The organism is Micromonospora sp. USAFONa4 (genome assembly GCF_057197825.1).
Genome location: NZ_CM170072.1, coordinates 4,429,426 through 4,454,691 on the forward strand (window position 1 = coordinate 4,429,426; position 25,266 = coordinate 4,454,691).

Sequence of the window (25,266 nt, forward strand, 5' to 3'; positions counted from 1 at the left end):
CGGCCGAGGCTGGGAAGCATGACGACGACCAACGTTCCCACCCATCGTCCGGCCCCGGGCCGGCTGGACCGGCTCGCCCCGCTGGCCGCCGGCTGGCTCGGCCTCTGGGGGCTGCTCGCCCTGGTCTCCGCCGTCACCGGTGCCGGCTACCCCTTCGGGGCGAACGATCCGGTCGACGGCGAGGCCAACCTGCTCCGGCTGGTCCCCACCGACGTCGGCGCGCCGCTGTTCGCCGTGCTGCTGCTCGGCGCCGCGGTGGCCGCGCTCGCCATGACCGGTCCGGCCCGCCGCCGGGCCCGACCGCTGAACACCCTGCTGCCGGCGTACGCCTGGACTGTCGCGTTCCTGCTCGCCGTCGTCGTGCCGGACGTGAAGGTGCTGGTCATCCTCGGCTACCTCCCGATCCTGATCGTCGGCGCGCCGTTCGGCTGGCCGCCGGTGGACTACGCCGACGTGTTCACCTGGGCGCTGTTCGCGCGGTGCGCGGCCATGGTCGGCGGGGTGCTGCTGGCCGGGGCGGTGCTGCGCTGGCAGCGGCGCACCGCAGGCGCCTGCCCGACGTGCGGGCGCGACGGCGCCGACCACGGCTGGACCTCGCCCGCCTCGGCCGCCCGCTGGGGGCGCGTGGCGGCCTGGACCGCGGCCATCGTCCCCGCCCTGTACGCGATCACCCGGCTCGCCTGGGCGGTCGGCGTCCCGCTCGGCATCGAGCGGTCGTTCCTCGACGAGATGCGCGACTCCGGGCTGGTCTGGGCGGGCGCCGGGCTGGGCGGCTTCGCCCTGGTGGGCGCGGTCCTCACCCTCGGGCTGGTGCAGCGGTGGGGCGAACGGTTTCCGCGCTGGACGATCGGCCTGGCCGGGCGCCCGGTGCCGGTCCGGCTGGCCGTCGTCCCGGCGACGCTGGTGGCGGTGGCGGTCACCGCGGCGAGTCTCGGCCTGCTCGCCACCCCCGCCTTCTGGGACTTCTCGGGTGGGTTCAGCCTCGCCACCGCGCCGATGCTGCTCTGGCCGTTCTGGGGCGTCGCGCTCGGCGCCGCCACGTACGCGTACCACCTGCGCCGCCGGGGCACCTGCCGGAGCTGCGGACAGGGCTGAGACGGGGGTGCCCGGTCGACGGACCGGGCACCCCCGCTCCCGTGAGCTAGCGTTGGTCGGGTGACTGCGCCTTCCCCGGTTACCCCGGCACCTCCGGCCGACCTGCCCGGCACGCTCGGCGCGCTGCGGGCGGCCGGCCACGCGTACCGCACGGTCAAGCAGGAACTCCGCGACAACCTCCTGGCCCGGATGCGTTCCGGCGCCGACCGCTTCCCCGGCATCGTCGGCTACGACGACACGGTGCTGCCCGAGGTCGAGCGGGCACTGCTCGCCGGGCACGACATGGTGCTGCTCGGCGAGCGGGGCCAGGGCAAGACCCGGCTCATCCGCTCGCTCGTCGGCCTGCTCGACGAGTGGACCCCGGTGATCGCCGGCTCGGTGCTCAACGAGCACCCGCTGCACCCGCTCACCCCCAGCTCCCGGGCGCTGGTCGCCGAGGCCGGCGACGACCTGCCGGTGGCGTGGCTGCACCGCTCGATGCGCTACGGCGAGAAGCTGGCCACCCCGGACACCAGCGTCGGCGACCTGATCGGCGACGTCGACCCGATCCGGATCGCCCAGGGGCGCACCCTCGGCGACCCGGAGACGATCCACTTCGGCCTCGTCCCGCGTACCAACCGGGGCATCTTCGCCGTCAACGAGCTGCCGGACCTGGCCGAGCGGATCCAGGTGGCGCTGCTCAACGTGCTGGAGGAGCGGGACATCCAGGTCCGCGGCTACCAGCTGAGGCTGCCGCTGGACCTGTTCCTGGTGGCCAGCGCCAACCCGGAGGACTACACCAACCGGGGCCGGATCATCACCCCGCTGAAGGACCGCTTCGGCGCCGAGGTGCGTACCCACTACCCGGTCGACCTCGACCTGGAGCTGGCCCTCATCCGGCAGGAGGCCGACCTGGTCGCCGAGGTGCCGGAGCACGTGCTGGAGGTCCTGGCGCGGTTCGCCCGCGCGGTACGCGAGTCGCCGTCGGTGGACCCGCGTTCGGGGGTCTCCGCCCGGTTCGCCATCGCCGCCGCCGAGACGGTCGCCGCCGCCGCGCTGCGCCGCGCCGGCCTGCTGGCCGCCGCGGGCACGGTGCCCCCCGCCGAGCGGTCAGGAAGGGCACCTTCCACATCAGAAAGCGATAGCAAGGTGCCCTTCCTTTCATCCGAGCAGGCGGTGGCGCGGGTGGGGGACGCGGTTTCCGTGACGAGCACCCTGCGCGGGAAGGTCGAGTTCGAGAGCGGCGAGGAGGGCCGGGAGGTCGAGATCCTCGGCCACCTGCTGCGCACCGCGACCGCCGAGACGTTCCGGGCCCGGCTGGCGGGACTGGACCTCTCCGGCTTCACCGCTCTCGTCGACGAGGACGCGGTCATCGAGACCGGCGAGCTGGTCAGCTCAGCCGAGCTGCTGCGCCAGGTGGGCACCGTGCCCGGCCTGGCCAAGGCACTGGACCGGCTCGGGCTGGGCGACGCGCCCACCAAGGAGCAGGTCGCGGCCGGCGTGGAGTTCGTCCTGGAGGGGCTGCACCTGACCCGCCGGCTCGGCAAGGACGTCACCGACTCCGGCCGGACCCGCTACGGCGGCCGGGCCTGAGCATGGCCGGCGACCGGTTCCGGTACGGGCAGTGGCGGGGCGGCCCCGACCCGCTCGCGCCCCCGTACGACGTGCGGGGGGCGGTGGACGCCGTCGGCGCCGAGGTGCTGGCCGGCGGCAGTCTCCGGGAGGCGCTGCGGAACCTGCTGCGGCAGGGGCCCCGGGGGCGCGGCGGCCTCGACGACCTCGCCGCCCGGGCCAGGCGGCTGCGCCGGGAGGCGTTGCGCCGGGGCGACCTGGACGGGGCGGTCACCCGGGCCCGGGCCCTGCTCGACCAGGCGCTCGCCGCCGAGCGGGACGAGCTGCGCGGGCGCGACGGCGACGACGCGCGGTTCGCCGAGGCGGTGCTGGACAACCTGCCCCGCTCGACGGCCCGCGCCGTGGAGGAGCTGACCGGCTACCGGTGGAGCAGCGACGAGGCCCGCGGGACGTACCAGCGGATCCTCGACGGGCTGCGCGACGACGTGCTCGGCCAGCGCTTCGCCGGGCTGCGCGACGCGGTACGCGCCTCGGCGGACCCGGCCGCGCAGCAGCGGCTGGCCGAGATGATGCGCGACCTGAACGACCTGCTGGCCCGGCACGCCCGGTCGGAGGACACCACCGACGCCTTCGCCGAGTTCATGCGTCGGCACGGCGCGTTCTTCCCCGAGCAGCCGGCCGACGTCGACGAGCTGGTCGACGTGCTGGCCCGGCGCTCGGCCGCCGGTGAGCGGCTGATGCGCTCGCTCTCCGACCGCCAGCGTGAGGAGCTGGCCGGCCTGATGCGGCAGTCGCTCGGCGACCGGCTCGCCGGGGAGCTGTCCGCGCTGGACGCCAACCTCCGGGCGCTCCGCCCCGACCTGCACCGGGGCCCGGGCGAGCGGGTGCGGGGCGAGCGGCCGCTCGGCTACGGCGAGGCCACCGGCGCGCTCGGCGAGATCGCCGAGCTGGACGAGCTGCTGGACCAGCTCGACCAGGAGCATGCGGGCGCCACCCTGGACGACGTCGACGTCGACGCGGTGGCCCGGACGCTGGGCCGCGACGCCGCTGACGACGTACGCCGGCTGCGGGAGCTGGAGCGGGAGCTGCGCCGGCAGGGTTGGGTGAGCCGGGACGCCGACGGGCTGACCCTGAGCCCGAAGGCGCTGCGCCGGCTCGGCGGCACGGCGCTGCGGCGGGTCTTCGCGGACCTGACGGCCGGGCCGCGCGGCCAGCACGACCTGCGCTCGGCGGGCGCCGCCGGCGAGGTCAGCGGCGGATCGAGGCCATGGGAGTACGGCGACGAGCAGCCCCTGGACGTGGTGCGGACGCTGGCCCGGGCGGTCCGCCGCGCCGGCTCCGGTGTGCCGGTCCAGCTGGCCGTCGAGGACTTCGAGGTGGTGGAGACCGAGCGGCGGGCTTCGGCGGCGGTGGTGCTCTGCGTCGACCTCTCCTACTCGATGATCTCCCAGGGCCGGTGGGGCCCGATGAAGCAGACGGCGCTGGCGCTGGCGCACCTGATGGCCACCCGGTTCCCCCAGGACGCGTTGCAGATCGTCGGCTTCGGCCTGGAGGCGCTGCCGCTGACCCAGCAGGAGCTGGCCGCCGTCGAGCCGGACCTGCGGCAGGGCACGAACCTTCAGCACGCGCTGCGGCTGGCCGCCCGGCACCTGCGGCGGCACCCGGGCGCCGAGCCGGTGGTGCTGGTGGTCACCGACGGGGAGCCGACCGCCCACCTGGACCCGGACGACGGGGAGGCGCTGTTCCACTGGCCGCCGCTGCCGGAGACGATCGCGGCGACCGTGGGCGAGGTGGACCGGCTCACCCGCTACGGGGCCACGCTCAACGTGTTCATGCTCGGCGACGATCCCGGCCTGCGCCGCTTCGTCGACGCCGTGGCCCGCCGCTCGAAGGGCCGCATGTTCACCCCCGACCTGGAGGATCTCGGCGAGTACGTGGTCTCCGACTACCTCCGCACCCGGCAACCCCGCCGTCGCTGACCTGGCGTATTCGACGGGACCGAGCGGCTGCGCCCCGTGGCTCGGCTCGGCCCGGATGGTCCCACCTCGGACGCTATCGAGCTGCCCCGTTGGTGAGACCACAGCCCGCCCGGTGCCGCGGGTCGGTACGACGTGCGGCGCCTGCCGGGGTTCTCTTCCGGCTGACGCCCCTGGTCCTGTTGACGGGGCAGCTCGACAGCGGCCGACCAGCCCTTCGGCCGGCGGCGTCCCGGCACGCGTTTCCGGCCGGTCCCTTCCGGGTGAACCGTCCGCGGGAACGCCGGGCCGGACAGCGCGCGCCGGGATTGACTGGGGGGCATGGACAGCGGGGCGTTGCGGAGGGCGTACGCGGAGGTGCTCGCGGAGGTCGAGGCGGGCGGGTTCGCGGCACCGCCGGCCGGGCAGTTGAGCGCCGAGCAGATCGTCGCGCACCTCGCCGCCAACGACGAGCTGATGACGGAGGCCACCGAGGCGGTCCTCGCCGGTTCGCCGTTCGCGTACTACGACCTGGAGACCATCCACCGTCCCCAGGTGGACGCACTGGTCGCCGAGTGCGGTGGACTGGACGGGTTGGCCAACCTGCTGCGGGCCACCAGTCAGAGGCTCTGCGCCCTGACCGATCGGCTCGGCCCGGCCGCCCAGACCCCGGTGGAGACCCACCTGCGCGAGGGCTTCGACCTAATCGTGGATGAGCCGCTACCCTGGGCCCGCACGTTGGACCTGCACACCCGGGTGCACCTGCCGAAACACCTGGCCCAGTTGCGCATGCTGCGCGCCGGCTGAGTCGCCGCTCGATACAGGTCGGGAACTGCGCCGACCCGGGCGGGCGGAGTGGGCCGGCGGCCGCCGTCAGTCGACGACCCGGACGTCCTTCCAGAAGGCGACCCGGTCGCGGACCATCTCCGCCTCCGGCTTCGGCTCGGGGTAGTACCAGACCGCGTCGGCGCTGCTCCGGCCGTCGTGTTCGAGGGTGTAGTAGGACGCGGTGCCCTTCCACGGGCAGACGGTGTGCGTGTCGGACTCGCGGAGCAGGTCGTCGCGCAGGGCGGCGCGCGGGAAGTAGTGGTTTCCCTCGACCAGCACGGTGTCGTCGCTCTCGGCCACGACCAGGTCGTTCCAGACGGCTCTCGGCATGGCTCCCACGCTATGTCGCCGGCCCGGCGGCGGCCAGTGCTCCGACCACGTCGCGGACGCACCAGTGGACGTCCCCCGTCACGGGGGTTGCAGCGCGTACAGTGATCGCATGTGTGCGGTCCGTGTGGATCATCATCTGGTCGACCACGACGGTGCGGTGGCCCAGTTGCGACGGTCCTACGCGGCGGTGCCCGCGGGCGCGCCGGTGCGGCTGGCCAAGCGCACCTCCAACCTGTTCCGTCCCCGGTCCGCCCCCAGCGCGCCGGGCCTGGACGTCGCCGGGCTCACGGGCGTGCTCGCCGTGGACCCGGTCGCCCGCACGGCCGACGTGCAGGGCATGTGCACCTACGAGGACCTGGTCGACGCGACCCTGCCGCACGGGCTGATGCCGCTGGTCGTGCCGCAGTTGCGCACCATCACCCTCGGCGGGGCGGTGACCGGGCTCGGCATCGAGTCGACCTCGTTCCGCAACGGCCTGCCGCACGAGTCGGTGGTCGAGATGGACGTGCTCACCGGGGCCGGCGAGATCGTCACCGCCCGCCCGGAGGGGGAGCGCGCCGACCTCTTCGCGGCGTTCCCCAACTCGCTGGGCAGCCTCGGCTACGCCACCCGACTGCGCATCGAACTCCAGCCGGTACGCCGCTTCGTGGCCCTGCGCAACGTCCGGTTCACCCGGCTGGAGGCGCTCGCCGACGCGATCGCCGAGGTCGCCGCGACCCGGTCCTGGGCGGGGGAGGCGGTGGACGCGATGGACGGGGTGATGTTCAGCCCCGGCGAGGCGTACCTGGTGCTGGGCGCCTTCACCGACGACGCGCCGCCGCCCAGCGACTACACGGGACAGGACATCTACTACCGCTCGCTGCGCCGGCGCACGCACGACGCACTGACCACGTACGACTATCTGTGGCGCTGGGACACCGACTGGTTCTGGTGTTCGGCGGCGTTCGGGGTGCAGCACCCGGTGCTCCGGCGGGTCTGGCCGGCGCGGTGGCGGCGCAGCGACGTCTACCACCGGCTGGTCCGGTGGGAGCACCGGCACGGCGTGGCCGCCCGGATCGACCGCCTGCGGGGCCAGCCGGCGCGCGAGCGGGTGGTGCAGGACGTGGAGATCCCGCTGGAGCGGATGGCCGGGTTCCTGCGCTGGTTCGCCGGCACGGTCGGGATGACCCCGGTCTGGCTGTGTCCGTTGCGGCTGCGCGAGCCGTCCGGTCCCGGGTCGGCCCGGGCCTGGCCGCTCTATCCGCTCCGGGCCGGGCAGGACTACGTGAACGTCGGCTTCTGGGGCAGCGTGCCGATCGCGGCGGGGGCCGCCGACGGCGACGTCAACCGGGCGATCGAGCGCATGGTGTCGGAGTCGGGCGGCCACAAGTCGCTCTACTCCGACGCGTACTACGACCGGGAATCCTTCGACCGGCTCTACGGCGGCGCGACGTGGCGCGCGGTGAAGGACCTTTACGACCCGGACCACCGGCTCACCGGACTGTACGAGAAGGCGGTAGCGAGAGCATGAGCCTGACCGATCGAGACCAGGGGGCGGCGAGCGCTCCCGCCAGCCCGCCGGCGGGGAGCCGGCGCCCGGGTCCGACCGTGGCGGACGTCGTCCGCGCGTTGACGACCGGTGCCCTGCCGGTGCGGGTCACCGGGTACGACGGCAGCGCGGTCGGCCCGGCCGACGCCGGCATCACCCTGTCGATCCGTTCCGAGCGGGGCCTGACCTACCTGCTCACCGCCCCGGGCGACCTGGGCATGGCCCGGGCATACGTCGGCGGCGACCTGGCGTTGCAGGGGGTGCATCCGGGCGACCCGTACGAGGCGTTGCGGGTGCTCAAGGACGAGTTGCGGCTGCGTACGCCGTCGCTGGCCGAGGGGCTGGCCCTGGTGCGCGGGCTGGGCTGGGAGCGGCTGATGCCGCCGCCGCCCCCGCCGCAGGAGGCGCTGCCGCGCTGGAAGCGCCTGGTGAACGGGCTGCGGCACTCCCGTACCCGGGACAGCACCGCGATCTCCCACCACTACGACGTCTCGAACGCCTTCTATGAGAAGGTGCTCGGCCCGTCGATGACGTACACCTGCGCGCTCTTCCGCTCGCCCGACGACACGCTGGAGCAGGCGCAGGCGGCCAAGTACGACCTGGTGGCGCAGAAGCTGGCGCTGAAGGCCGGGATGCGACTGCTCGACGTGGGCTGCGGGTGGGGCGGCATGGTCCGGCACGCGGCCCGCGAGTACGGCGTGAAGGCGCTCGGGGTGACCCTGTCCCGGGCGCAGGCCGAGTGGGCCCGGGCGGCGATCGAGCGGGAGGGGCTGACCGGCCTGGCCGAGGTGCGCCACCTCGACTACCGGGACGCGCCGCGCGAGCAGTTCGACGCGGTCTCCTCGATCGGCCTGACCGAGCACGTCGGGGTGCGCCACTACCCGGCCTACTTCGGGGCCCTGCGGGACCGGCTGCGGCCGGACGGGCGGCTGCTCAACCACTGCATCACGCGGGCCGACAACCGCGCGCCGCACCGGTCGGGCGCGTTCATCGACCGCTACGTCTTCCCCGACGGGGAGCTGGCCGGCCCGGGGCGCCTGGTCAGCGAGATCCACGACGTCGGGCTGGAGGTGCAGCACGAGGAGAACCTGCGGCTGCACTACGCGCTGACGCTGGCCGGCTGGTGCCGCAACCTCGCGGCGCACTGGGACGCCTGCGTCTCGGAGGTGGGGGCGGGCACGGCCCGGGTGTGGGGCCTCTACATGGCCGGGTCCCGGCTGGCGTTCGAGCGCAACGGCATCCAGCTGCACCAGGTGCTCGCCACCCGCCTCGGCCCGGAGGGGGCGAGCGGCTACCCGCTGCGCCCCGACTGGCTGCCCTGACCGCGTCCGACAGCCGCGCCGACCGTCGGCGCGGCTGTCGCCGAAGCTATTGACAAATAAATTTTGTACGTACAAACTGATTTTGCCATGAGAGACGTCCTGTACCTGGAACAGATCGAGCAGGCCGAGGTCCTGCTCAAGCCGCACCGCGTCGAGGTGCTGCGACAACTGGCCGAGCCGCGCACCTGCACCGAGGTCGCCACCCGGCTGGAGCAGACGCCGCAGCGCGTCTATTACCACGTCAAGCAGCTCGTCGCCGCCGGGCTGGTCGAGCTGGTCAGCGAACGCAAGGTCCGGGGCATCACCGAGGGCATCTACCAGGCCGCCGCCCGGTCCTACTGGCTGTCACCCCGGCTGGTCGGCCGGATCGGCCTGCGCCGGGCCCGCGACGAGCTGAGCCTCGGCTACCTGCTGGACCTGATGGAGGAGGTCCAGGAGGACATCGCCGGGCTCGACCGCACCGCCCCCGAACTCCCCTCGGTCGGGGTCGCCGGCGAGATCCGGGTGCCGGCGGAGCTTCGCCAGCAGTTCCTGCACGACCTGCAGAGCACTCTGCAGGACCTGTTCACCCGCTACGGGGGCGCCGAGGGCGACGCCTTCAAGCTCGCCGTGGCCTGCTACCCGAAGGGGAAAGAACGTGACTGAATCGATGAGGCTGCCCGTCCGTCTCGCCGCGCCGGCCGAGGCCGTCCGCCGCGCCCTGACCGACCCGGCCGAGCTGCGCGTCTGGCTCGCCGAGCATGCCGAGGTCGAGCTGCCGCGACGGTACGAGTTCTGGGGCCGCCACACCCCGGAGGGCGACGCGCCGCACCAGCGGCTGCTGCACGTCGACGACGACACGCTGCGCTTCGCCTGGCTGCTCGACGGGGTGGAGACCACCACCGAGTTCGCCCTGCGCGCGGAGGGCCCCGGGACCACGGTGCTGACGTTGACCCAGAGCCACTTCGACTTCGCCGAGGCGATGAGCGGCAGCAGCATCCGGGGCGTGCTCCAGACGTTCTGGAGTCTGTCGCTCGCCAACCTGGCCGCCCACCTGGCGGGGCAGTCGCTGCTGCCGAAGGTCGACTTCGCCTCCGCCGAGATGCGCGGCGAGCTGCTGATCGACGCACCGGCGGCGAAGGTGTTCGAGTCGCTGACCGACTCCGAGCAGGCCAGCGCCTGGTTCGGCTACCCGATCGGCATCGAGCCCTGGGTCGGCGGTCGCTACGCCATGGGCGGCTTCGAGCACGGCTACGCGGCGAAGGTCGTCGACCTGGAGCCGGGCCGGAAGCTGTCGGTGGACTGGGGGCCGACCGGCGTCAGCACCTGGGAGCTGGCCGAGTCGCAGGGGAAGACGAAGCTGACCTTCGTGCAGTCCGGCTTCGACGAGCAGAACCCGCCGTACGGGGCGTGGGCCGGGTCGGTCTCGTCGCTGTTCGAGCTGCGCCGGTTCCACGAGATGAAGGACTGGCAGCCGATCTGGCTCCCCGCGGAGGTGCCGGGCCTGGAACCCCAGCCCGCGAAGGCGACGAGCTGACGTACGCCCCCGGGCTCGGGGCGTACGACGGAAAGTGCCTGGCCGCATGGAGCGGGCCAGGCACTTTCGTGTGGTCAGGCGATGGCGGCGATGTCGCCGTCGTCAAAGTAGATGGCCTGATGCAGTCGCCCGCCCAGGGCTGCCGCGTAGCGGGCCACCACGTCCTGGCCGGAGATCCTGCCCTGCTCGATCTGGGAGACCCGGCCCTTGGTGACGCCCATGCGTTCGGCGATCTGCTGTTGGGTGAACCCCCGGGCACGGCGGATCTCGGCCAAGCGATGCCCGACGACCTCGGCGAGGAGTTCCTCCTTGCCGGCCCGCACCGCATCCTCGCCACCCGCGCGGCGCACGTACTCCGCCCGGATGTCCTTCCAGCGCACGTGGCTGCTCACCGTCGTCCCCCCTCCTGCTGTGTTCGTTCCTTCAGGTAGATCTCATAGCGTTGCTCGGCCAGTGGAATGGCCTGTCGGTACCAGCTGTCCCACTGGCCCGCTTTGTCGCCGGCGACGAGCAGGATGTCTATCCACTCGTGGACCTCGTCCACCACGAAGATGTCCCACTCGTCCTGCCCCACTAGCCGAGTATACCGAGCGCTATACCCCTGCGTGTGGGTGTGGCCTTCGTCGCGGAGGGTCGAGAAGGTCGAGGTGATAGTCGGGCCTCTGGTGGGTACTGGGGGGCGATGTTCTTCATCTTCGGGCTCCGCACCAAGGTCAGCCAGTCCGGCGTGGTGCAGCAGGTCTGCCGCAACTGCCACAACCAGGCCGCACAGGTGATCACGCGCCGATCGACGAAGTTCAGCCTGTTCTTCGTGCCGCTCATCCCGATCCGCACCCGCTACGTGCAGCAGTGCACCTTCTGCGGCGCCCAGTACGACATCTCCCGGTCGGAGGCCGAGCGCCTCCCGGTCGGCTGAGCCCACCGATGGCCCGTTTCCTCTGCTGGCTGATCGGCCGGCAGCCCGCCGTGCCCGTGCCCGCACCCGTGCACACCGTCTCCCGGCCGCCGTGCACCCCCGGCCGCCGCCGTCGTCGCCGCGACCGCCGGCCGCTGGCCGGCACCGCCCTGCCCCGTTCGCCCTGGAACCGCTCCGCCGGGCGCTGACCGATCCGTGATCCGCCGAGGCGCGGCGGACTGGTGGGGTCGTGCCAGGATGTGGCGGTGTCGTACCCCCCTCATGCGTCGTACCCGCACGTGCCGGGCCCCGTGACGCCGATGGCGTACCCCCACCCGATCGCGCCCCCGCCCGGCTACGCGGTGCTCGCCGTCACGGTGAACCGTGGCCCGTACATCGTGCCCGCCACCGCCACGAGCAAGTTCAAGGTCAACGGCCAGGCGGTGCCGATCCCCGGCGAGGGCACCTGGTACGTGGTGATTCCTCCCGGGTCACTCGACGTGCGGTACACCGACTTCATGGGTCTGCCGCTGATCACCACCACGCTGGTCGCCCATCCCGGCGCGGCCTACCACCTGTCGTTCCGCTTCGGCGGCTGGCGCAACCGCGCCTACGACGGGTACGGCACCGACGTGACGAAGTTCGGGCTCTGGTCGAACTACAGCATCGCGCTTGTCACGTTGGGCGCCTTCGGGCTGATCTGCTGCGGCTTCCTGGGGCCGTTCACCACCCTGCTCTGAGCCGGTTCCGCGCGGTCCGTCCCCGGGCTGACGGCTGCGGCGGGTGCCACCGGCCGGGGCGGCGCCGGGCGCGGGCGGCGGCGACCGCCTATCGTGGCGGATCGTGACGAGCACCGAGGAACGACTGGCCGCGATCCGCGGCGGCGTGCCACCGAGGCGGCACAACGCGCGCACCATCGCCGCCCTGACCGGCAACCCGGGCTGCACCCGGCGGGCCGTGCTGGACGGCGCGGGGGTGGACAAGCCGAAGCTGGCCGAGCGGATCGGTTTTCCCGCCCGGTTCGGGCAGTCCCGGTTCGCCATCACCCGGGGCAACGCGTTCGAGGCGCAGGTCAAGGCCGACGGCGGGGCCGAGCTGCTGCGGCTGGTCGCCGAGCGGCTGGGCGTACCGGTGCCGGCGGCGGCGAGCTGGACGGACCTCGGCGACGGCGTCGAGGACGACACGGCCGCCCGGCACCGCCGCTCCGCCGCGCTGCTGACCGGCGCCACCCCCGGCGGGACGGACGACACCGCCGCCCTGTTCGACCACCCGCTGCTCGGCCTGGAGGTCGCCGGCCGCCGGGTGCACCTTGAGCCGGACCTGGTCGCCGCCCGGCTCGCCGGCCGGTTCCACGTCGTCGAGATCAAGTCGTTCCCGGTGGTCGACGGCCAGGCCGACCCGGCCAAGGTGTCCGCCGCCGCGATCCAGTCCGCCGTCTACGTGCTGGCCCTGCGCGAGCTGCTCGCCGCCGCCGGACACGACCCGGAACTGGTGTCGCACGACGCGGTGCTGGTCTGCCCGCGCGACTTCGCCCTCCAGCCGGTGGCCAGCCTGGTCGACGTGCGCAAGCAGCTGCTGGTGCTGCGCCGCCAGCTCGACCGGATGGCCCGGCTCGACGCGCTGCTGGCCGCCGTGCCCGAGGACTTCACCGCCGACCTGACGGTCGAGCCCGCAGCCCTGCTCGACGCGCTGTCGCAGGTGCAGGCCCGCTACGCGCCCGACTGCCTGGCGGCCTGCGAGCTGGCGTACTTCTGCCGGCACGAGGCGCGCGGGCACACCGGGGCGCTGGGCCGGCCGGTCCGGGAGGCGCTCGGCGGGGTCGCGGAGGTCGACGACGTGCTGGCGCTGGCTGCCGGCGAGCGCACCCCGGAACCCGGGCAGGAGGAGGCCGCCGCGCTGCTGCGGGCCGCCGCCCGGTTGCGCGCCGACGCACTCACCGGGACCCCCGCATGAGTACGCCGTACGCCTCCGGCACCGCCCGGGCGTCGGCCGCCGGGCGGGGCGGGCCCGCGTGAGTACGCTCCGCGCGTTCGCCCGGGCCCAGGCGCTCGCCGCCGGGGTGGCGCAGCCGGTGGCCACCGTCCGGCACCTGCACCTGTCCGCGCGGCCGCTGGTGCTGGTGCCGCTGGCGATGGCCGGCGAGGCCAACGCGCCGCTGGCGGCGCTGGTCGGCGACGCCCCGGGCGCGGCGCGGCTGCTGATCGTGCCGCAGCCCCGCAACCGTGACCAGCGGTTCGCGTTCGCCGCCGAGCTGGCCGGGATCGTGCTGCCCTACCTGGACGGTTTCCGGGGCGTCTCCGAGGCGGTGCCGGTCGACCGGGGCAGGGACGTGCGCTACCGCCACGTCGACGCCCCGCAGCTGCTGGTGCCGAACCCCGCCGGGATCACCTTCCTGCGGCTGTTCGGCCGCTCCACCCGCTTCCGCCGGCCCGACGGGGACTATCCGGTGCACCCGTCGGTGCCGGTGCTCGGGCGCTGGCTGACCTTCTTCGCCGAGCGGGCCGAGCACCCCGGCTCGTCGGCGCTGCTGGCGATGACCGACGCGCTGGCCCTGCACTGGGCCACCGGGCAGAGCGTGGTGGAGGACCTGCACCTGCCGGCGCTGCTCGGCTGGATCGACCCGTCCGCCGGGCTCACCGGCGCCGAGGCGGCGGCCCGGGCCGAGGACCCGGCGACCTGCCCGCCCGCCGGCCCGGCCACCGACCCGGACTTCGACAACCGGTGGCTCGCCCCGGCCATCGCCGCGTACGCCGCCGCCGAGGACGACCCGGTCGCGCGCGCCGGGGCGTACGCGGAGCTGGAACGGCTGCTGCACGACCAGCTCGCGCCCACCTGGGAGCTGATGTGGCGCGGCGTGGGGCTGCTGCGCGGCCTGCCCCCGGGCGCCCGGGTGGCCGGCCGGTGGGACGGCGACAAGGACGCCTTCACCGGCTACGCCGAGCACGTCGACTCCGGCGGCGCGCCGCAACCCCGCCGGGACGGGGCGGTCGCCGCCGCCCAGCGGCTGCACCGGCTGGAACGGGCCCTGACCTCCTACGCGGTGCAGCGCGCCTACGACGACCCGCTGGTGATGGCGGAGCACCGGCTGACCGGGGAGGCGTTCGTCGGCGAGGTGACCCTGGCGGACCCGAAGCGGGTGGACGACACCGGGAAGCGGCCGGTGCTGCGGCCCCGGATCCAGCTGGTCACCACCGAGCCGGTGTCGGTGCCGACCGGCGCGACGCTGTACTCGCCGGCCCGGCCGGCGCAGAAGGCCCGGGTGGTCTTCGTGACCCCGGCGGCGGACGGCAAGACCGAGGTGGTGCTGGAGCTCTCCGGCGGGATGGGCCGGGGACTGACCGCGCCGCCGGGCAGCGTGCCCGAGGTGGGGGAGCGGCTCTGCTACACCACGCTGTCGGACGCGTTCATGCCGGCGGGGGCGTTCCCGGCGGTCGAGGAGACACCGTGGACGCACGGTGGACCGCCCGCCGCCGCCGGCGGCGGGGCCGGGGACGCGGACGACGCTCCCGCGTCGGAGGGCCGCTGACGACCCGCACCCGACGGACCTCTTGTCCCGTCTCGGACGCCTATGCGCGCAGGGGTCTCCCCGCCGTGGCAGCCCCGATAGCATCCACCGAGATCGAATCGGCCGCAGTCGGTTCGGGCACGAGTCTGCTCAACTCACGGGGGATGCATTGTCAGTTCACCGAACGCGTAGATGGGGCGCCGCCCTGCTCGCCGCCACGGTCACGGCGGGCCTGCTGGGCGGCGCTTCCGCCCAGGCCGTCACGGGTGCCCAGCCGGTACCGGACGGCACCTACCGGTTCAGCGCCAAGGTCACCTTCGGCGATCTCCGCGCCTGCTCGGGGGCGCTCGTCGACTCCGACTGGGTCCTGACGGCGAAGAGCTGCTTCGCCGAGGGCAACGCGCCGGTCGCCGCCGGCCCGCCCAGCCGGCCGACCACGGTGGTGGTGGGTCGCGCGGACCTCACCGGCACCGCCGGCCACCAACGTGTGGTGGCGGCGGTCGCCCCGCACCCGGACCGCAACGTCGCCCTGGTCCGCCTCGCCGCCCCGGTCACCGACGTGCCGCCGGTCGCGCTCGCCAACACGCCGCCGTCGGCCACCGAGACGCTCACGGTCACCGGCTACGGCCGCACGGCCACCGAATGGGTGCCGGACAACCTGCACCAGGGCTCGTTCACCGTGCAGGACGTCGACGCCACGTCGGTCGACCTGCTCGGCGCCTCGGCCGGCGCGGCGCTCTGCAAGGGCGACGCGGGCGGCCCGGCGTTCCGCGACAACTCCCAACTGGTCGCGATCGTCAGCACCTCGTGGCAGAAGGGCTGCCTGGCCGAGACCGAGACCCGCGACGGCGCCACCGCGACCCGGGTCGACGACCTCGAGCAGTGGATCCGCTGGCAGGTCGCCGACGTGCACCTCTTCGCCGTCGTGCAGGACGGCACCGCCTTCCGCCTGGTCTCGCACGCGCTCGACACGGGCGTCGACGCCGTGCGGGCCACCCGTACGGCCGCGGCGGCGCTGCCCTTCCAGCCCAAGGCGATGGCCACGCTCAACGCGAACACCATCCTGATGACCGACCAGGTGGGCAACCTGCACCGGGTGGACGTCGCGGACGCGGTCGACCTGACGTACACGATGACGTTGCTCGGCGACGGCTGGAGCCACGACCGGCTCGTCTACGACGGCTACGGCTCGCTGTACGGCATCTTCTCCGGCTCGTCGCTGCGGCGCTACACCGTGACCAGCGCGAAGCCGACGCTGGCCCAGATCGGCACCTACACCACGATCAGCAGCGGCTTCGGCCTGAAGACGCTCGCCTCGCCCGGGGCCGGTCGCATCCTCGGCACCTTGAGCACCGGCTACCTGATCTCCTACAAGATCAATGGCAGCGGTGCGAACGCCTGGTCACGCTCCGACCTGAAGACGACCGGCTGGGACCAGCCCACCCTCCTGACCTCGCCCGGTGGGGGCGTCTACTACGTCCTGCACCCGGTCGGAGGACTCCAGCGCTACCGCGACGCCAACCCGTTCGACGGCAGTGGCGCGGACCTCGTCTTCGAGGGCGCTGCCCGCGTCACGGACGGCGCGTGGAGCTCGCACCGGCTGATCTCGGCGCGGCCCTGGAGCGGCACCGTGTCGGTCTTCGGCACGAAGCCGGACGGGCGGCTGTCGCACACGGCGGTCGATCCGGTGACCGGTGCCAAGCGGACGGTGGTCTCGGCGGAGCCGCTCGGCATCACCCCGAAGGCGATGGCCGCCCTCAACGCCGACACCCTCCTGGTGACCAGCGTCGACGGGCAGCTCTACCGCGTGGACGTCACCGGTACCGACCCGCTGACCTTCACCAGGACGGAAACCCTGTCGGGCGGATGGACGCAGGACCGGCTGGCCTACGACGGCAACGGCTCGCTCTACGGCCTCGCCGGCGCGACCCTGCGCCGCTACACGGTGACCAAGGCGAAGCCCGTCTACGCCGACATCGTCAACGCGAAGACGATCACCGGCAACTTCACGCTGACCTCGCTGGCCGCCCCCGGCCCGGGCCGCATCCTCGGCACGACCAGCGGCGGCAAGCTGCTGGCGTACGTCATCGACGCGGCCGGGACGTGGACCCCGGCGGATCTGGCCGCGAGCGGTTGGGGCGACACGAAGTCGCTCTTCAGCCCGGGCGGCGGCCTCTACCACAAGCGGCTCGACTCGGGGCAGGTCCTCACCTACCTCGACGCCAGCCCGTTCGACGGCAGCGGCGCGGACATCCAGCCCCACCTGCCCAACGCCCCGGCCAGCACGGGCTGGGACCCGATCCTGTCGGCCCGCCCGTACGACGCCTGGCCGGACGGCCGCCGCTGGTGACCGCCTGACCGCCCCACCACAGTGACGGTGCGGGCCGCCCGATCCTCGGGCGGCCCGCACCGTCGTTCCGGGAGGCGACGCCCCCGGCGGGCGCCTCGGAGCGGGCCGGTCCCCGGATGCGCCGGCCGGCGGGGTGGCCGGCGGCGCAGAATCGGGCTTGACCCTCACGTAACGGCAGGCGGGAGCCTCGGTGGCGGAAGGGAGGGAACCATGGCCTACACGGTGGGACAGGTCGCGAAGGCGGCCGGCGTGACCGTGCGGACGCTGCACCACTACGACGGGATCGGACTGCTCTCGCCCAGTGGCCGCAGCAGCACCGGCTACCGGCGCTACGACGACGCCGACCTGGACCGGTTGCAGCACATCCGCTACTACCGGGAGCTGGGGTTCCCGCTGGAGGAGATCGCCGCGATCCTCGACGACCCGGCGAGTGACCGGGCGTCGCACCTGCGCCGCCAGCACGAGCTGCTGTCCGTACGGATCAGGAAGCTCCAGGAGATGGTCGCGGCGATCGAGTTCGCGATGGAGGCGAGCAAGTTGAACATCCCACTCACCCCGCAGGAGCGGTTCGAGGTCTTCGGCGACTTCGACCCGGACGCGCACACCGAGGAGGTCGAACAGCGCTGGGGCGACACCGACGCGTACCGCCAGTCGAACGAGCGGGTCGCCCGCTACACGAGGGACGACTGGCTGCGGAACAAGGCCGAGAACGAGGACTGGGCGCGGCGGTTCGTCGAGGTGATGGCCTCCGGGGCGCCCGCGGACGGGCCGGCGGCCATGGACCTGGCCGAGGAGCACCGGCAGCTCATCAGCCGCTGGTTCTACGACTGCCCGTTCGAGCTGCACGCCTGTCTGGCCGACATGTACGTGTCGGACGAGCGGTTCACCGCGTACTTCGAGACGATCAGGCCGGGGATGGCCGCCTACCTGGGCGAGGCCATCCACGCCAACGCCATCACCCGCGCCTGACGCGCGGCCGTACCCGGAGGTCAGCAGTGTTCATCGTCGCCGGCAGTCTCTACGTCGACCCGGACCAGCGGGACGCCTACCTGGCCGGCTGCGTGGAGGTCGTCCGGCAGGCGCGGTCCGCGCCGGGCTGCGTCGACTTCGCGATCGGCGCGGACCTGGTCGAGCCGGGGCGGATCAACGTCCACGAGCGCTGGGAGTCCGAGGAGCAGCTGCTCGACTTCCGGGGCTCCGGCCCCTCGACGGAGCAGGCGGTGGCGATCCGCGGCGCGGAGGTGCACCGCTACCTGATCTCCGGAGTCGAGGCTCCCTGACGGGGCCGGCGGGGCGTCACGGCGTCCGGCCGGTCCCGGCGGGGGCGACCAGGTGGTCGTAGACGGTGCGGGCGAGGCGACGGACGACCTCGTCGCCGGTGGCGATCGGGCCGGCGGTGAGGAACGCGACCGCGACCTCGGAGCCGGGGATCAGGTAGTAGCCCACGTCGTGGGAGGCGTCCGGCAGGTCGCCGGTCTTGTGGGCGACCGGCACGCCGGGCGGCAGCGCGGCGGGGATCTTGGTGTTCAGGGTCTGCCGCCGCATGAAGCCGACCAGCAGGTCCCGGGAGGCGGGGGTGAGGATCTGCGCGTCCCAGACCGCGCCCAGCAGCGAGACGACGTCGTCCGGACTGGTGTAGTTCTCCTCGCCGCGCCGGGCGGCGTCCTCGTCGAGGAACTTGCGGCCCAGGAGGGTCTGCCACTGGTTCATCGAGTCGGCGAGCGCGTTGACGGGCCCGAACCCGCGCAGGTGGTCGATCAGCACGTTCGCGGCCGTGTTGTCGCTGTAGACGATCGTGTACTCGGCGAGCCGACGCAGGCTCACCACCTGCGGGAACGTCTCGTGCTGGAGCTCGCCCGTGCCGTCGACCACGTCGGCCGGGGTGACCAGCACGCCCTCGTCCAGCGACACCTGGCCGCAGTCGACCCGACGCAGCAGCTCCACGAGGATCCACAGCTTGATCACGCTGGCCGCCTTGGGGCGGAACGTGCCGTCGACCGCGATCTGCTGGCCGCCGTACCGGCCGGAGAGGTCGCGGACGGTGACGCCGGCCGGGTTGGTGCCGGCTGAGGCGTCCACCACCTGCCGGAGCCGACCGGTCAGCGGCAGCAGGCGGCGGCCGGCGACCGGGTCGGTGGGCGGCGGGGGATCGGTGACCACCGGGCCGGTCCGTCGCTGCGGCCGGGCGCCGTGGCGGAGCAGCTCCAGGGTGCCCCACCGGCGGCCGACCAGCGGGACGTCGTAGGCGTACGTCGTGCCGTCGACGACCAGCGTGCCGCGCGCGGCCCGGTCGGTGATCCGCATGTCCGGGTCGGACGCCCGGCCGGTGTCGCCGTCGCACGCCCGGTAGCGCACCGTGCGCGTGCGGGTGTCCACCGAGAAGACCCCGCCGGGGAAGGCCAGCCACGCCGCCGAGGCGGCCGGGGGCCGCTCGGGCCCGGGGCCCGGTCCGCCGCCGTCCGCCGCTGCGGGGTCCGCCGCCAGCGTCAGCGCCGTGAAGACCGCCAGCGGTACGCGGACAGCCGTCCACCGGGAAGACGAACGCCTCTTGTCTGCTTTGCTCACGTTTGCACCATATGGAGGCGGTTGTCGTGGACGTGCCTGCCCCCGGTGGCGTCACCCGTCCGGGCGGCGCCCCGCGGCGGTCGGCGGCGCCGGTGCCGGCGGCAGGCCCCGGGGCGAGGCGGCGCCCCTACCGCTTCGGTGGTGCCTGTGCCGGTGCCGGGGTCAGGCCCGGGGCGAGGCGGCGCAGCGAGGTGAACGTGGGGACCAGCGCGTCGTAGAGCCCGGCGAAGAGCGGCAGCAGGGCGGCGTACGTGGCGGCGGCGGCCGGATCCGGGCGTGCCGTCTCCTCGATGCGCACCAGGTGGGCGGCGACCTCGATGGACGGGATCAGCCCCAGCGCCTCCATGCCGAGCAGCGCCGCGCCGAAGCCGGAGCCCTCCCGCGTGGCGGGGAAGTGCACCGGCGTGCCGAGCACGTCGGCCAGCATCTGCCGCCACAGCGGGCTGCGCGCGAAGCCGCCGCTGGCGCGGATCTCCCGGACCTCGTTGCCGGCGGCCCGCACCGAGGCCAGCACCAGCGCCAACTGCTGGCAGACGCCCTCCAGCGCGGCCCGCACCAGGTGCGCCCGGCGGTGCCCGTGGGTCAGCCCCACGTACGCGCCGCGCGGCAGCGCGCTCCAGTGCGGGGCGCGCTCGCTGAGCAGGTACGGCAGCATGATCAGCCCGCCGGAGCCGACCGGCGCCAGCGCGGCCTGTGCCAGCAGTTCCTCCTCGGCGTCCTCGCCCAGCTCCGGGGCGAGCGCGTCGCCGGTCCACTCCAGCACGACGCCGCCGTTGTTGATCGCCCCGCCGACCACCCAGCGCTGCTCGGTCAGCGCGTAGCAGAACACCCCGCCGAGCGGGTCGACGCCGGGGCGCTCCACCATCACCCGCATCGCGCCGCTGGTGCCGATCGTGCAGGCCATCACGCCCGGGGCGACCGCGCCGAGCCCGAGGTTGGCCAGCGGGCCGTCCCCGGCGCCGACGACCACCTTCGTGTCCCGGGGCAGGCCGGTCGCCGCGGCGGCCTCGGCGGTGAGGCCGGGCAGCACGGTGGTGGTGGGGACCAGCTCCGGCAACTGCTCCGCGGTGATCCCGGCGACGCCGAGCGCCTCTTCGTCCCAGGAGAGCTGGTGCATGTCCATCAGGCCGGTGGCGGAGGCGACCGAGTGGTCGGTCACCAGCGCGTCGCACAGCCGCAGCAGCACCCAGTCCTTGATGCCCACCCAGTACGCCACCCGCCCGAACAGCACCGGCTCCTGCTCGGCGAACCAGAGCAGCTTGGGCAGCGGCGCCATCGGATGGACCGGGGTGCCGGTGCGGCGGTGCAGCGCCAGCCCGGACGGGACCGCGCGCAGCCGCTCGGCCTGCCGGCTGGCCCGCGAGTCGGCCCAGGTGAGCGACGGGGTGAGCGGGCGGCCGTCCGCGTCCAGGCCGATCAGGCTGTGCATCGCCGTGCCGAAGGAGAGCCCGGCGACCGGCCGGTCCAGCTCCGCCACGACCACGCGCACCGACTCCAGCACCGCCGTGTGGATGTGCCGCGCGTCCTGCTCCGCGTAGCCGGGGAAGGGTTCGTCGAGGGGGTAGCCGACCGAGTGGTGGGCGAGCAGGGTGCCGTCCAGGTCGTACGCGACCGCCTTGGTGCTGGTGGTGCCGATGTCGACGCCGATCACCACCGGGCGGAGCGGGTCGCCCACCGGTCCCACCCCCTCGTCGGCCCTGGCTGCCGCCGACGTTACCCAGCCCCCGGGTGGTCCGTAGGGGGAACAACCCGGTTTCCCGGTCGGGTCTTCCTCGGCACGCCCGCGCCCGGCGAGAATGCCGGTCGTGTGAACTTCTCACACGTCCCCCGGACGGGAGGAAGTCCCGATGAGGCCAAGGCCGCTCTGCGCACTGGTCACCACCCTCGCCACGGTCGCCACCACAGCGGTCGCCGGCGTCCCGCCGGCCGCCGCGCGGCACCACGACGGCGGCTACTCGGCGGAGATCCGTCGGGCGTCGTACGGCGTCCCGCACATCACCGCCCGCACCTTCGCCAGCCTCGGCTTCGGCGTCGGCCACGTCCAGGCCGAGGACAACATCTGCGTCATCGCGGAGAAGGCCGTCACGGTCAACGCCGAGCGGTCCCGCTACTTCGGAGCGGCGGGCCCCACGGACGCGAACGTCCGCAGTGACCTGTTCTTCCGCAAGGCGATCGACGACCGCACCGCCGAGCGGCTGCTGCAGGGGCCCCGCGACGGCGTGCACTCGCCGTCCGACGAGGTCCGTGACCAGATCCGCGGCTTCGTCGCCGGCTACAACAGCTATCTGCGTCGCACCGGTGCGGCGAACCTCACCGACCCGGCCTGCCGGGGCAAGCCGTGGGTGCGTCCGCTCACCGAGCTGGACATGTGGCGCGCGAGCTGGGCCAGCATGGTCCGGGCCGGCTCCCGGGCGGTGCTCGACGGGATCGTCGCCGCCGCCCCGCCCACGGCCACCGGCCCGGCCGCCGCCCTCGACGCGCCGGGCGCCGCGGCGGTCGTCGCCGCCCGCGACGGCGCGCCCGCCGGCGTCGGCAGCAACGCGTACGGGCTGGGCGCGCGGGCCACCACGCACGGCGGCGGGATGGTGCTGGCCAACCCGCACTTCCCGTGGGAGGGGGCGGAACGCTTCTACCGGATGCACCTGAAGGTCCCGGGCCACTACGACGTGGAGGGCGCGGCGCTCATCGGCGACCCGATCATCGAGATCGGGCACAACCGCACGCTCGCCTGGAGCCACACCGTCTCCACCGCCCGCCGCTTCGTCTGGCACCGGCTCGCGCTGGTCCCCGGCGACCCGACGTCCTACTACGTGGACGGCCGGGCCCGGAAGATGACCACCCGCACGGTCACCGTCCAGGTGCCCGCCCCGGGTGGCGGCACCGTGCCGGTCAGCCGCACCTTCCACGACACCCACTTCGGTCCGGTGGTCGTCGTCCCCGGCACCTTCGACTGGACCACCACCGCCGCCTACGCGATCACCGACGTCAACGCGACGAACAACCGGGCCTTCGACGGCTGGCTCGAGATGGGCCGGGCGAAGACGGTCCGCGAGCTGAAGCAGGTCCTCGACCGGCGCCAGTTCCTGCCCTGGGTCAACGTGATCGCCGCCGACGCCCGTGGCGAGGCGCTCTACGCCGACCACTCGGTGGTGCCCCGGGTCACCGACGCGCTGGCCGCCGCCTGCATCCCCGCGCCGTTCCAGCCGCTCTACGCGAGCAGCGGACAGGCCGTCCTCGACGGCTCCCGGTCGGCCTGTGCGCTGGGCCGTGACCGCGACGCGGCGGTGCCCGGCATCCTCGGCCCGGCCAACCTGCCGATCCGGTTCCGCGCCGACTACGTGACCAACTCCAACGACAGCCACTGGCTGGCCAACCCGGAGGCGCCGCTGGAGGGCTTCCCGCGCATCGTCGGCAACGAGCGCACCGAGCGCAGCCTGCGTACGCGCCTCGGCGTGGAGCAGGTGCGGGAGCGGCTCGCCGGCACCGACGGGCTGCCCGGGCGGGGCTACACCACGTCCCGGCTCTGGCAGACGGTCTTCGGCAACCGCGCGTACGGCGGCGAGCTGCTGCGCGACGACCTGGTGGCGTTGTGCGCCGCGCAGCCCACCGCGACCGCCTCCGACGGGACCACTGTCGACCTGCGCGGGGCCTGCGCGGCGCTGAAGGGCTGGGACCTGCGCGTCGACCTGGACAGCCGCGGCGCGCACCTGTTCACCGAGTTCGCCCTGTCGGGCGGCATCCGGTTCGCCGACGCGTTCGACGCCGCCGACCCGGTGCGCACCCCGAGCCGGCTCGACACCGCCGACCCGCGCGTGCTCACCGCGCTCGCCGACGCCGTCCGCAAGCTCGCCGGCATCCCGCTCGACGCGCGGCTGGGCGACATCCAGACCGAGCCGCGCGGCGACCGGCGGATCCCGATCCACGGCGGACGCGCCGAGGCCGGCGTGTTCAACATGATCATCGGTCCGTTGGCGCCGGGCGTCGGTTACCCAAAGGTGGTGCACGGCTCGTCCTTCGTGATGGCCGTCGAGCTGGGCCGCAACGGCCCCTCGGGGCGGCAGATCCTCACCTACTCGCAGTCGAGCAACCCGAACTCGCCCTGGTACGGCGACCAGACCCGCCTCTACTCGGGCAAGGGCTGGGACACGATCAAATACACGGAGGCGCAGATCAAGGCCGACCCGAACCTGCGCACCTACCGGGTGGGGGAGGGCCGCCGCCACTGACCCGCGATCGTTCGCGCCCGTCCGGTCACCGCGACCGGGCGGGCGCGACCGCGTTGACGGGCAGGGAGTGGCTGCGCTGCGTGGGGTGGTTGCGGTTTGTCGTGGTGGGGTGTGGCCCGTCGGTGCCCACTCTCGCGTCCGCGCGCTGGTCACCTTTCAGATCTTGGCAACAACCGGCCCTTCCAGGGGCCCTTCCGTACCAAGATCTCCACCGGCCCCCGACCGTCCGGGACCGGTGTCCGGTTTCGTGGTGCTGTTCGGTGGGCGGTGGGGTGTGCCGCCGGACACGCCCGACTGATGCGAAACGATGCGATGAAATCCACCTATCGCCCGTTTTCGCCCGTCGTTCGGCCATTTTGCCCGTTGCGGCGTGTCCCCGTCGGCCGTTGTCACCGTTGACGGTTGTGACACCCCGGTTGGTGGCCTGCGCGGCGAAGGAGTCGGCATGGCAAGGACTGATTCGACGGGTTCCACGTGGCGGTACCGGTGGGCGCACCGGCAGAACGAACGGCGGCGGCGGGAGTTCCGCAGCGCCGACAAGGCATGGCGAAGACGCGACGACGAACTGCGCCGCCTGCGTACCCTCGCCGAGGAGTTCCAGGGCTCGGCCGCGGCGGGCGCCGGCCTGGCGCTGGAGCTCGCGCCCGACGAGGTGGTGTTCTGGGTGCTGCCGGCCGCGCAGCTGGTGGAGGTGCGACACACCACCGTGCTGCCCGCGCCCGACCTGACGGTCGCCCCGGCGGCCGCGCCGCCGCGGCCCCGCAGGCCGGACGGCGTCCGGGTCGCCGACGCCGGCATGGCGGTGATCACCAACCGCCGACTGGTGCTGCTCGGCGGTCGCGGCCGGCGCGACTGGGCGTACGGGAGGATGACCGGCCTGGCCCACGACCCGCACGCGCCGGTCACCCTCATGCAGGTGCTGGACCGGCGGCGCACCTCCGGCCTGATGCTCCCGGCGGACGTCGCCGCCGACTTCCGGTTCAAGCTGACCCTGGCCTTCGCCGACGCCATCGAGCAGCGCGGCGCGGTGCTCGACCAGCTCGACGAGGCGATCGCCGAGCACGCGCAGCTCAAGCCGTTCCGGCCGCAGATCGCGACCCCGGCGCAGGCCCAGCCCTTCGCGTTCGTGCCCGGCGGCCGGCGCACCGTGGCCGTCGCCGCCGGCATCGCCCTGCTGGTGCCCGCCGCCCTGCTGGACACCGATCCCGTCGACCCGACCGGCTCCGAGGTCGCCGTCGCCGCGACCCCCGCGCCGACCTTCGTCGCCCCGCCGGTCGCCCTCCCGGCCGCGCAGGCGAAGGTGCCGCCCGCCGCGTCGAAGCCGCGACGTGGCACGACCGCACCCACGCCGACGCCCGTCCGCGAGCGGCTCTGCGGCGCCCCGACCAGTCCGATGGGGTACGACTTCTGCGGCGGCGAGCGCATCCGCAGGCCGGCCGTCGACGTCTGCGACTGGTTCGACTGCGTACCCGGGTTCTGGGCCGGCCGGGGTTACCTGGTGCAGTGCGGCGACGGCTCGGTCAGCCTCACCGGCGGGCGGCGCGACGCCTGCGCCGGGCACGACGGCGTGCGCCGCACGGTCTGGCGCTGACCACCGGGC

General features: G+C 74.0%; 23 protein-coding genes. 18 read left to right on the forward strand and 5 right to left on the reverse strand.

Annotated elements, in window-relative coordinates:
- The first annotated feature begins 18 nt into the window (after positions 1-18).
- The 4 genes from AC0OO9_RS19720 to AC0OO9_RS19735 all read left to right on the forward strand — a co-directional run bounded on the left by AC0OO9_RS19720 (position 19) and on the right by AC0OO9_RS19735 (position 5,408).
- A complete protein-coding gene (locus AC0OO9_RS19720; RefSeq protein ID WP_484511468.1) occupies positions 19-1,095 on the forward strand; it encodes a hypothetical protein in 1,077 nt (358 codons plus the stop codon).
- A gap of 60 nt (positions 1,096-1,155) precedes the next feature.
- Positions 1,156-2,667, forward strand: coding sequence for a magnesium chelatase ATPase subunit I (locus AC0OO9_RS19725; RefSeq protein WP_484511470.1), 1,512 nt, complete (start codon positions 1,156-1,158; stop codon positions 2,665-2,667).
- 2 nt (positions 2,668-2,669) lie between these two features.
- Positions 2,670-4,625 (forward strand): VWA domain-containing protein, encoded by a 1,956-nt coding sequence (locus AC0OO9_RS19730; RefSeq protein WP_484511472.1) that lies wholly within the window; start codon positions 2,670-2,672, stop codon positions 4,623-4,625.
- A 318-nt stretch (positions 4,626-4,943) separates the two neighbouring features.
- Positions 4,944-5,408: a hypothetical protein gene (locus AC0OO9_RS19735; protein WP_484511474.1), complete on the forward strand. Its 465-nt coding sequence runs from the start codon at positions 4,944-4,946 to the stop codon at positions 5,406-5,408.
- A 66-nt stretch (positions 5,409-5,474) separates the two neighbouring features.
- Here the strand turns inward: AC0OO9_RS19735 and AC0OO9_RS19740 are convergent, their stop codons facing one another.
- Complete coding sequence (locus tag AC0OO9_RS19740) at positions 5,475-5,759, reverse strand: DUF427 domain-containing protein (protein ID WP_484511475.1); 285 nt, start codon at positions 5,757-5,759, stop codon at positions 5,475-5,477.
- Positions 5,760-5,868: 109 nt separating this feature from the next.
- On the opposite strand from AC0OO9_RS19740, the gene AC0OO9_RS19745 reads away from it, so the two are divergent.
- From AC0OO9_RS19745 to AC0OO9_RS19760, 4 genes are all read left to right on the forward strand, one after another.
- Entirely contained in the window at positions 5,869-7,269 is a 1,401-nt protein-coding gene (locus AC0OO9_RS19745) for an FAD-binding oxidoreductase (protein ID WP_484511477.1), read from the forward strand.
- Positions 7,266-8,609, forward strand: a complete 1,344-nt coding sequence (locus AC0OO9_RS19750; RefSeq protein ID WP_484511478.1) for a class I SAM-dependent methyltransferase — start codon at positions 7,266-7,268, stop codon at positions 8,607-8,609. The genes AC0OO9_RS19745 and AC0OO9_RS19750 overlap by 4 nt, the downstream gene beginning before the upstream one ends.
- Positions 8,610-8,696: 87 nt before the next feature.
- A complete protein-coding gene (locus tag AC0OO9_RS19755; protein ID WP_484511479.1) occupies positions 8,697-9,254 on the forward strand; it encodes a helix-turn-helix domain-containing protein in 558 nt (185 codons plus the stop codon).
- Positions 9,247-10,125, forward strand: a complete 879-nt coding sequence (locus AC0OO9_RS19760; protein ID WP_484511481.1) for an SRPBCC domain-containing protein — start codon at positions 9,247-9,249, stop codon at positions 10,123-10,125. Before AC0OO9_RS19755 ends, AC0OO9_RS19760 begins: the two co-directional genes overlap by 8 nt.
- A 74-nt stretch (positions 10,126-10,199) precedes the next feature.
- On the opposite strand, the gene AC0OO9_RS19765 is transcribed toward AC0OO9_RS19760, so the two are convergent.
- Both AC0OO9_RS19765 and AC0OO9_RS19770 read right to left on the reverse strand, forming a co-directional pair.
- Positions 10,200-10,517, reverse strand: a complete 318-nt coding sequence (locus AC0OO9_RS19765) for a helix-turn-helix domain-containing protein (protein WP_101414290.1) — start codon at positions 10,515-10,517, stop codon at positions 10,200-10,202.
- Positions 10,514-10,699: a hypothetical protein gene (locus tag AC0OO9_RS19770; protein WP_484511483.1), complete on the reverse strand. Its 186-nt coding sequence runs from the start codon at positions 10,697-10,699 to the stop codon at positions 10,514-10,516. The genes AC0OO9_RS19765 and AC0OO9_RS19770 overlap by 4 nt, the downstream gene beginning before the upstream one ends.
- 108 nt (positions 10,700-10,807) lie before the next feature.
- Between AC0OO9_RS19770 and AC0OO9_RS19775 the strand changes: the two genes are divergently transcribed.
- The 8 genes from AC0OO9_RS19775 (at position 10,808) to AC0OO9_RS19810 (ending at position 18,155) form a co-directional block, all read left to right on the forward strand.
- On the forward strand, positions 10,808-11,041 hold the full coding sequence (locus AC0OO9_RS19775; RefSeq protein WP_132233650.1) for a zinc-ribbon domain-containing protein: 234 nt from the start codon (positions 10,808-10,810) through the stop codon (positions 11,039-11,041).
- Between the two features lie 8 nt (positions 11,042-11,049).
- On the forward strand, positions 11,050-11,229 hold the full coding sequence (locus tag AC0OO9_RS19780; RefSeq protein ID WP_484511485.1) for a hypothetical protein: 180 nt from the start codon (positions 11,050-11,052) through the stop codon (positions 11,227-11,229).
- A gap of 57 nt (positions 11,230-11,286) precedes the next feature.
- The gene (locus AC0OO9_RS19785) at positions 11,287-11,760 is read left to right on the forward strand and encodes a hypothetical protein (protein ID WP_484511486.1); all 474 of its coding nucleotides are present in this window, start codon (positions 11,287-11,289) and stop codon (positions 11,758-11,760) included.
- Between the two features lie 103 nt (positions 11,761-11,863).
- Positions 11,864-12,973, forward strand: a complete 1,110-nt coding sequence (locus AC0OO9_RS19790) for a hypothetical protein (RefSeq protein ID WP_484511487.1) — start codon at positions 11,864-11,866, stop codon at positions 12,971-12,973.
- A 58-nt stretch (positions 12,974-13,031) separates the two neighbouring features.
- The gene (locus tag AC0OO9_RS19795; RefSeq protein WP_484511488.1) at positions 13,032-14,546 is read left to right on the forward strand and encodes a hypothetical protein; all 1,515 of its coding nucleotides are present in this window, start codon (positions 13,032-13,034) and stop codon (positions 14,544-14,546) included.
- A 148-nt stretch (positions 14,547-14,694) separates the two neighbouring features.
- On the forward strand, positions 14,695-16,875 hold the full coding sequence (locus tag AC0OO9_RS19800; protein WP_484511489.1) for a trypsin-like serine protease: 2,181 nt from the start codon (positions 14,695-14,697) through the stop codon (positions 16,873-16,875).
- A 210-nt stretch (positions 16,876-17,085) separates the two neighbouring features.
- Complete coding sequence (locus AC0OO9_RS19805) at positions 17,086-17,844, forward strand: MerR family transcriptional regulator (RefSeq protein WP_484511490.1); 759 nt, start codon at positions 17,086-17,088, stop codon at positions 17,842-17,844.
- A gap of 26 nt (positions 17,845-17,870) precedes the next feature.
- A complete protein-coding gene (locus tag AC0OO9_RS19810; protein ID WP_484511492.1) occupies positions 17,871-18,155 on the forward strand; it encodes a putative quinol monooxygenase in 285 nt (94 codons plus the stop codon).
- A gap of 16 nt (positions 18,156-18,171) precedes the next feature.
- Here the strand turns inward: AC0OO9_RS19810 and AC0OO9_RS19815 are convergent, their stop codons facing one another.
- Positions 18,172-19,440 (reverse strand): serine hydrolase, encoded by a 1,269-nt coding sequence (locus AC0OO9_RS19815; RefSeq protein ID WP_484511493.1) that lies wholly within the window; start codon positions 19,438-19,440, stop codon positions 18,172-18,174.
- Positions 19,441-19,567: 127 nt separating this feature from the next.
- Positions 19,568-21,115, reverse strand: a complete 1,548-nt coding sequence (locus AC0OO9_RS19820; RefSeq protein WP_484511494.1) for a gluconokinase — start codon at positions 21,113-21,115, stop codon at positions 19,568-19,570.
- 172 nt (positions 21,116-21,287) lie between these two features.
- Between AC0OO9_RS19820 and AC0OO9_RS19825 the strand changes: the two genes are divergently transcribed.
- Positions 21,288-23,666: an acylase gene (locus AC0OO9_RS19825; RefSeq protein WP_484511495.1), complete on the forward strand. Its 2,379-nt coding sequence runs from the start codon at positions 21,288-21,290 to the stop codon at positions 23,664-23,666.
- Positions 23,667-24,111: 445 nt separating this feature from the next.
- On the forward strand, positions 24,112-25,257 hold the full coding sequence (locus tag AC0OO9_RS19830; RefSeq protein ID WP_484511496.1) for a hypothetical protein: 1,146 nt from the start codon (positions 24,112-24,114) through the stop codon (positions 25,255-25,257).
- Positions 25,258-25,266: the final 9 nt, after the last annotated feature.

Coding starts and splice junctions, on each gene's coding strand:
- AC0OO9_RS19720 (WP_484511468.1), top strand. CDS start 19: ATGACGACGACCAACGTTCCCACCCATCGTCCGGCCCCGGGCCGGCTG.
- AC0OO9_RS19730 (WP_484511472.1), top strand. CDS start 2,670: ATGGCCGGCGACCGGTTCCGGTACGGGCAGTGGCGGGGCGGCCCCGAC.
- AC0OO9_RS19735 (WP_484511474.1), top strand. CDS start 4,944: ATGGACAGCGGGGCGTTGCGGAGGGCGTACGCGGAGGTGCTCGCGGAG.
- AC0OO9_RS19740 (WP_484511475.1), bottom strand. CDS start 5,759: ATGCCGAGAGCCGTCTGGAACGACCTGGTCGTGGCCGAGAGCGACGAC.
- AC0OO9_RS19745 (WP_484511477.1), top strand. CDS start 5,869: ATGTGTGCGGTCCGTGTGGATCATCATCTGGTCGACCACGACGGTGCG.
- AC0OO9_RS19750 (WP_484511478.1), top strand. CDS start 7,266: ATGAGCCTGACCGATCGAGACCAGGGGGCGGCGAGCGCTCCCGCCAGC.
- AC0OO9_RS19755 (WP_484511479.1), top strand. CDS start 8,697: ATGAGAGACGTCCTGTACCTGGAACAGATCGAGCAGGCCGAGGTCCTG.
- AC0OO9_RS19775 (WP_132233650.1), top strand. CDS start 10,808: ATGTTCTTCATCTTCGGGCTCCGCACCAAGGTCAGCCAGTCCGGCGTG.
- AC0OO9_RS19780 (WP_484511485.1), top strand. CDS start 11,050: ATGGCCCGTTTCCTCTGCTGGCTGATCGGCCGGCAGCCCGCCGTGCCC.
- AC0OO9_RS19805 (WP_484511490.1), top strand. CDS start 17,086: ATGGCCTACACGGTGGGACAGGTCGCGAAGGCGGCCGGCGTGACCGTG.
- AC0OO9_RS19825 (WP_484511495.1), top strand. CDS start 21,288: ATGAGGCCAAGGCCGCTCTGCGCACTGGTCACCACCCTCGCCACGGTC.
- AC0OO9_RS19830 (WP_484511496.1), top strand. CDS start 24,112: ATGGCAAGGACTGATTCGACGGGTTCCACGTGGCGGTACCGGTGGGCG.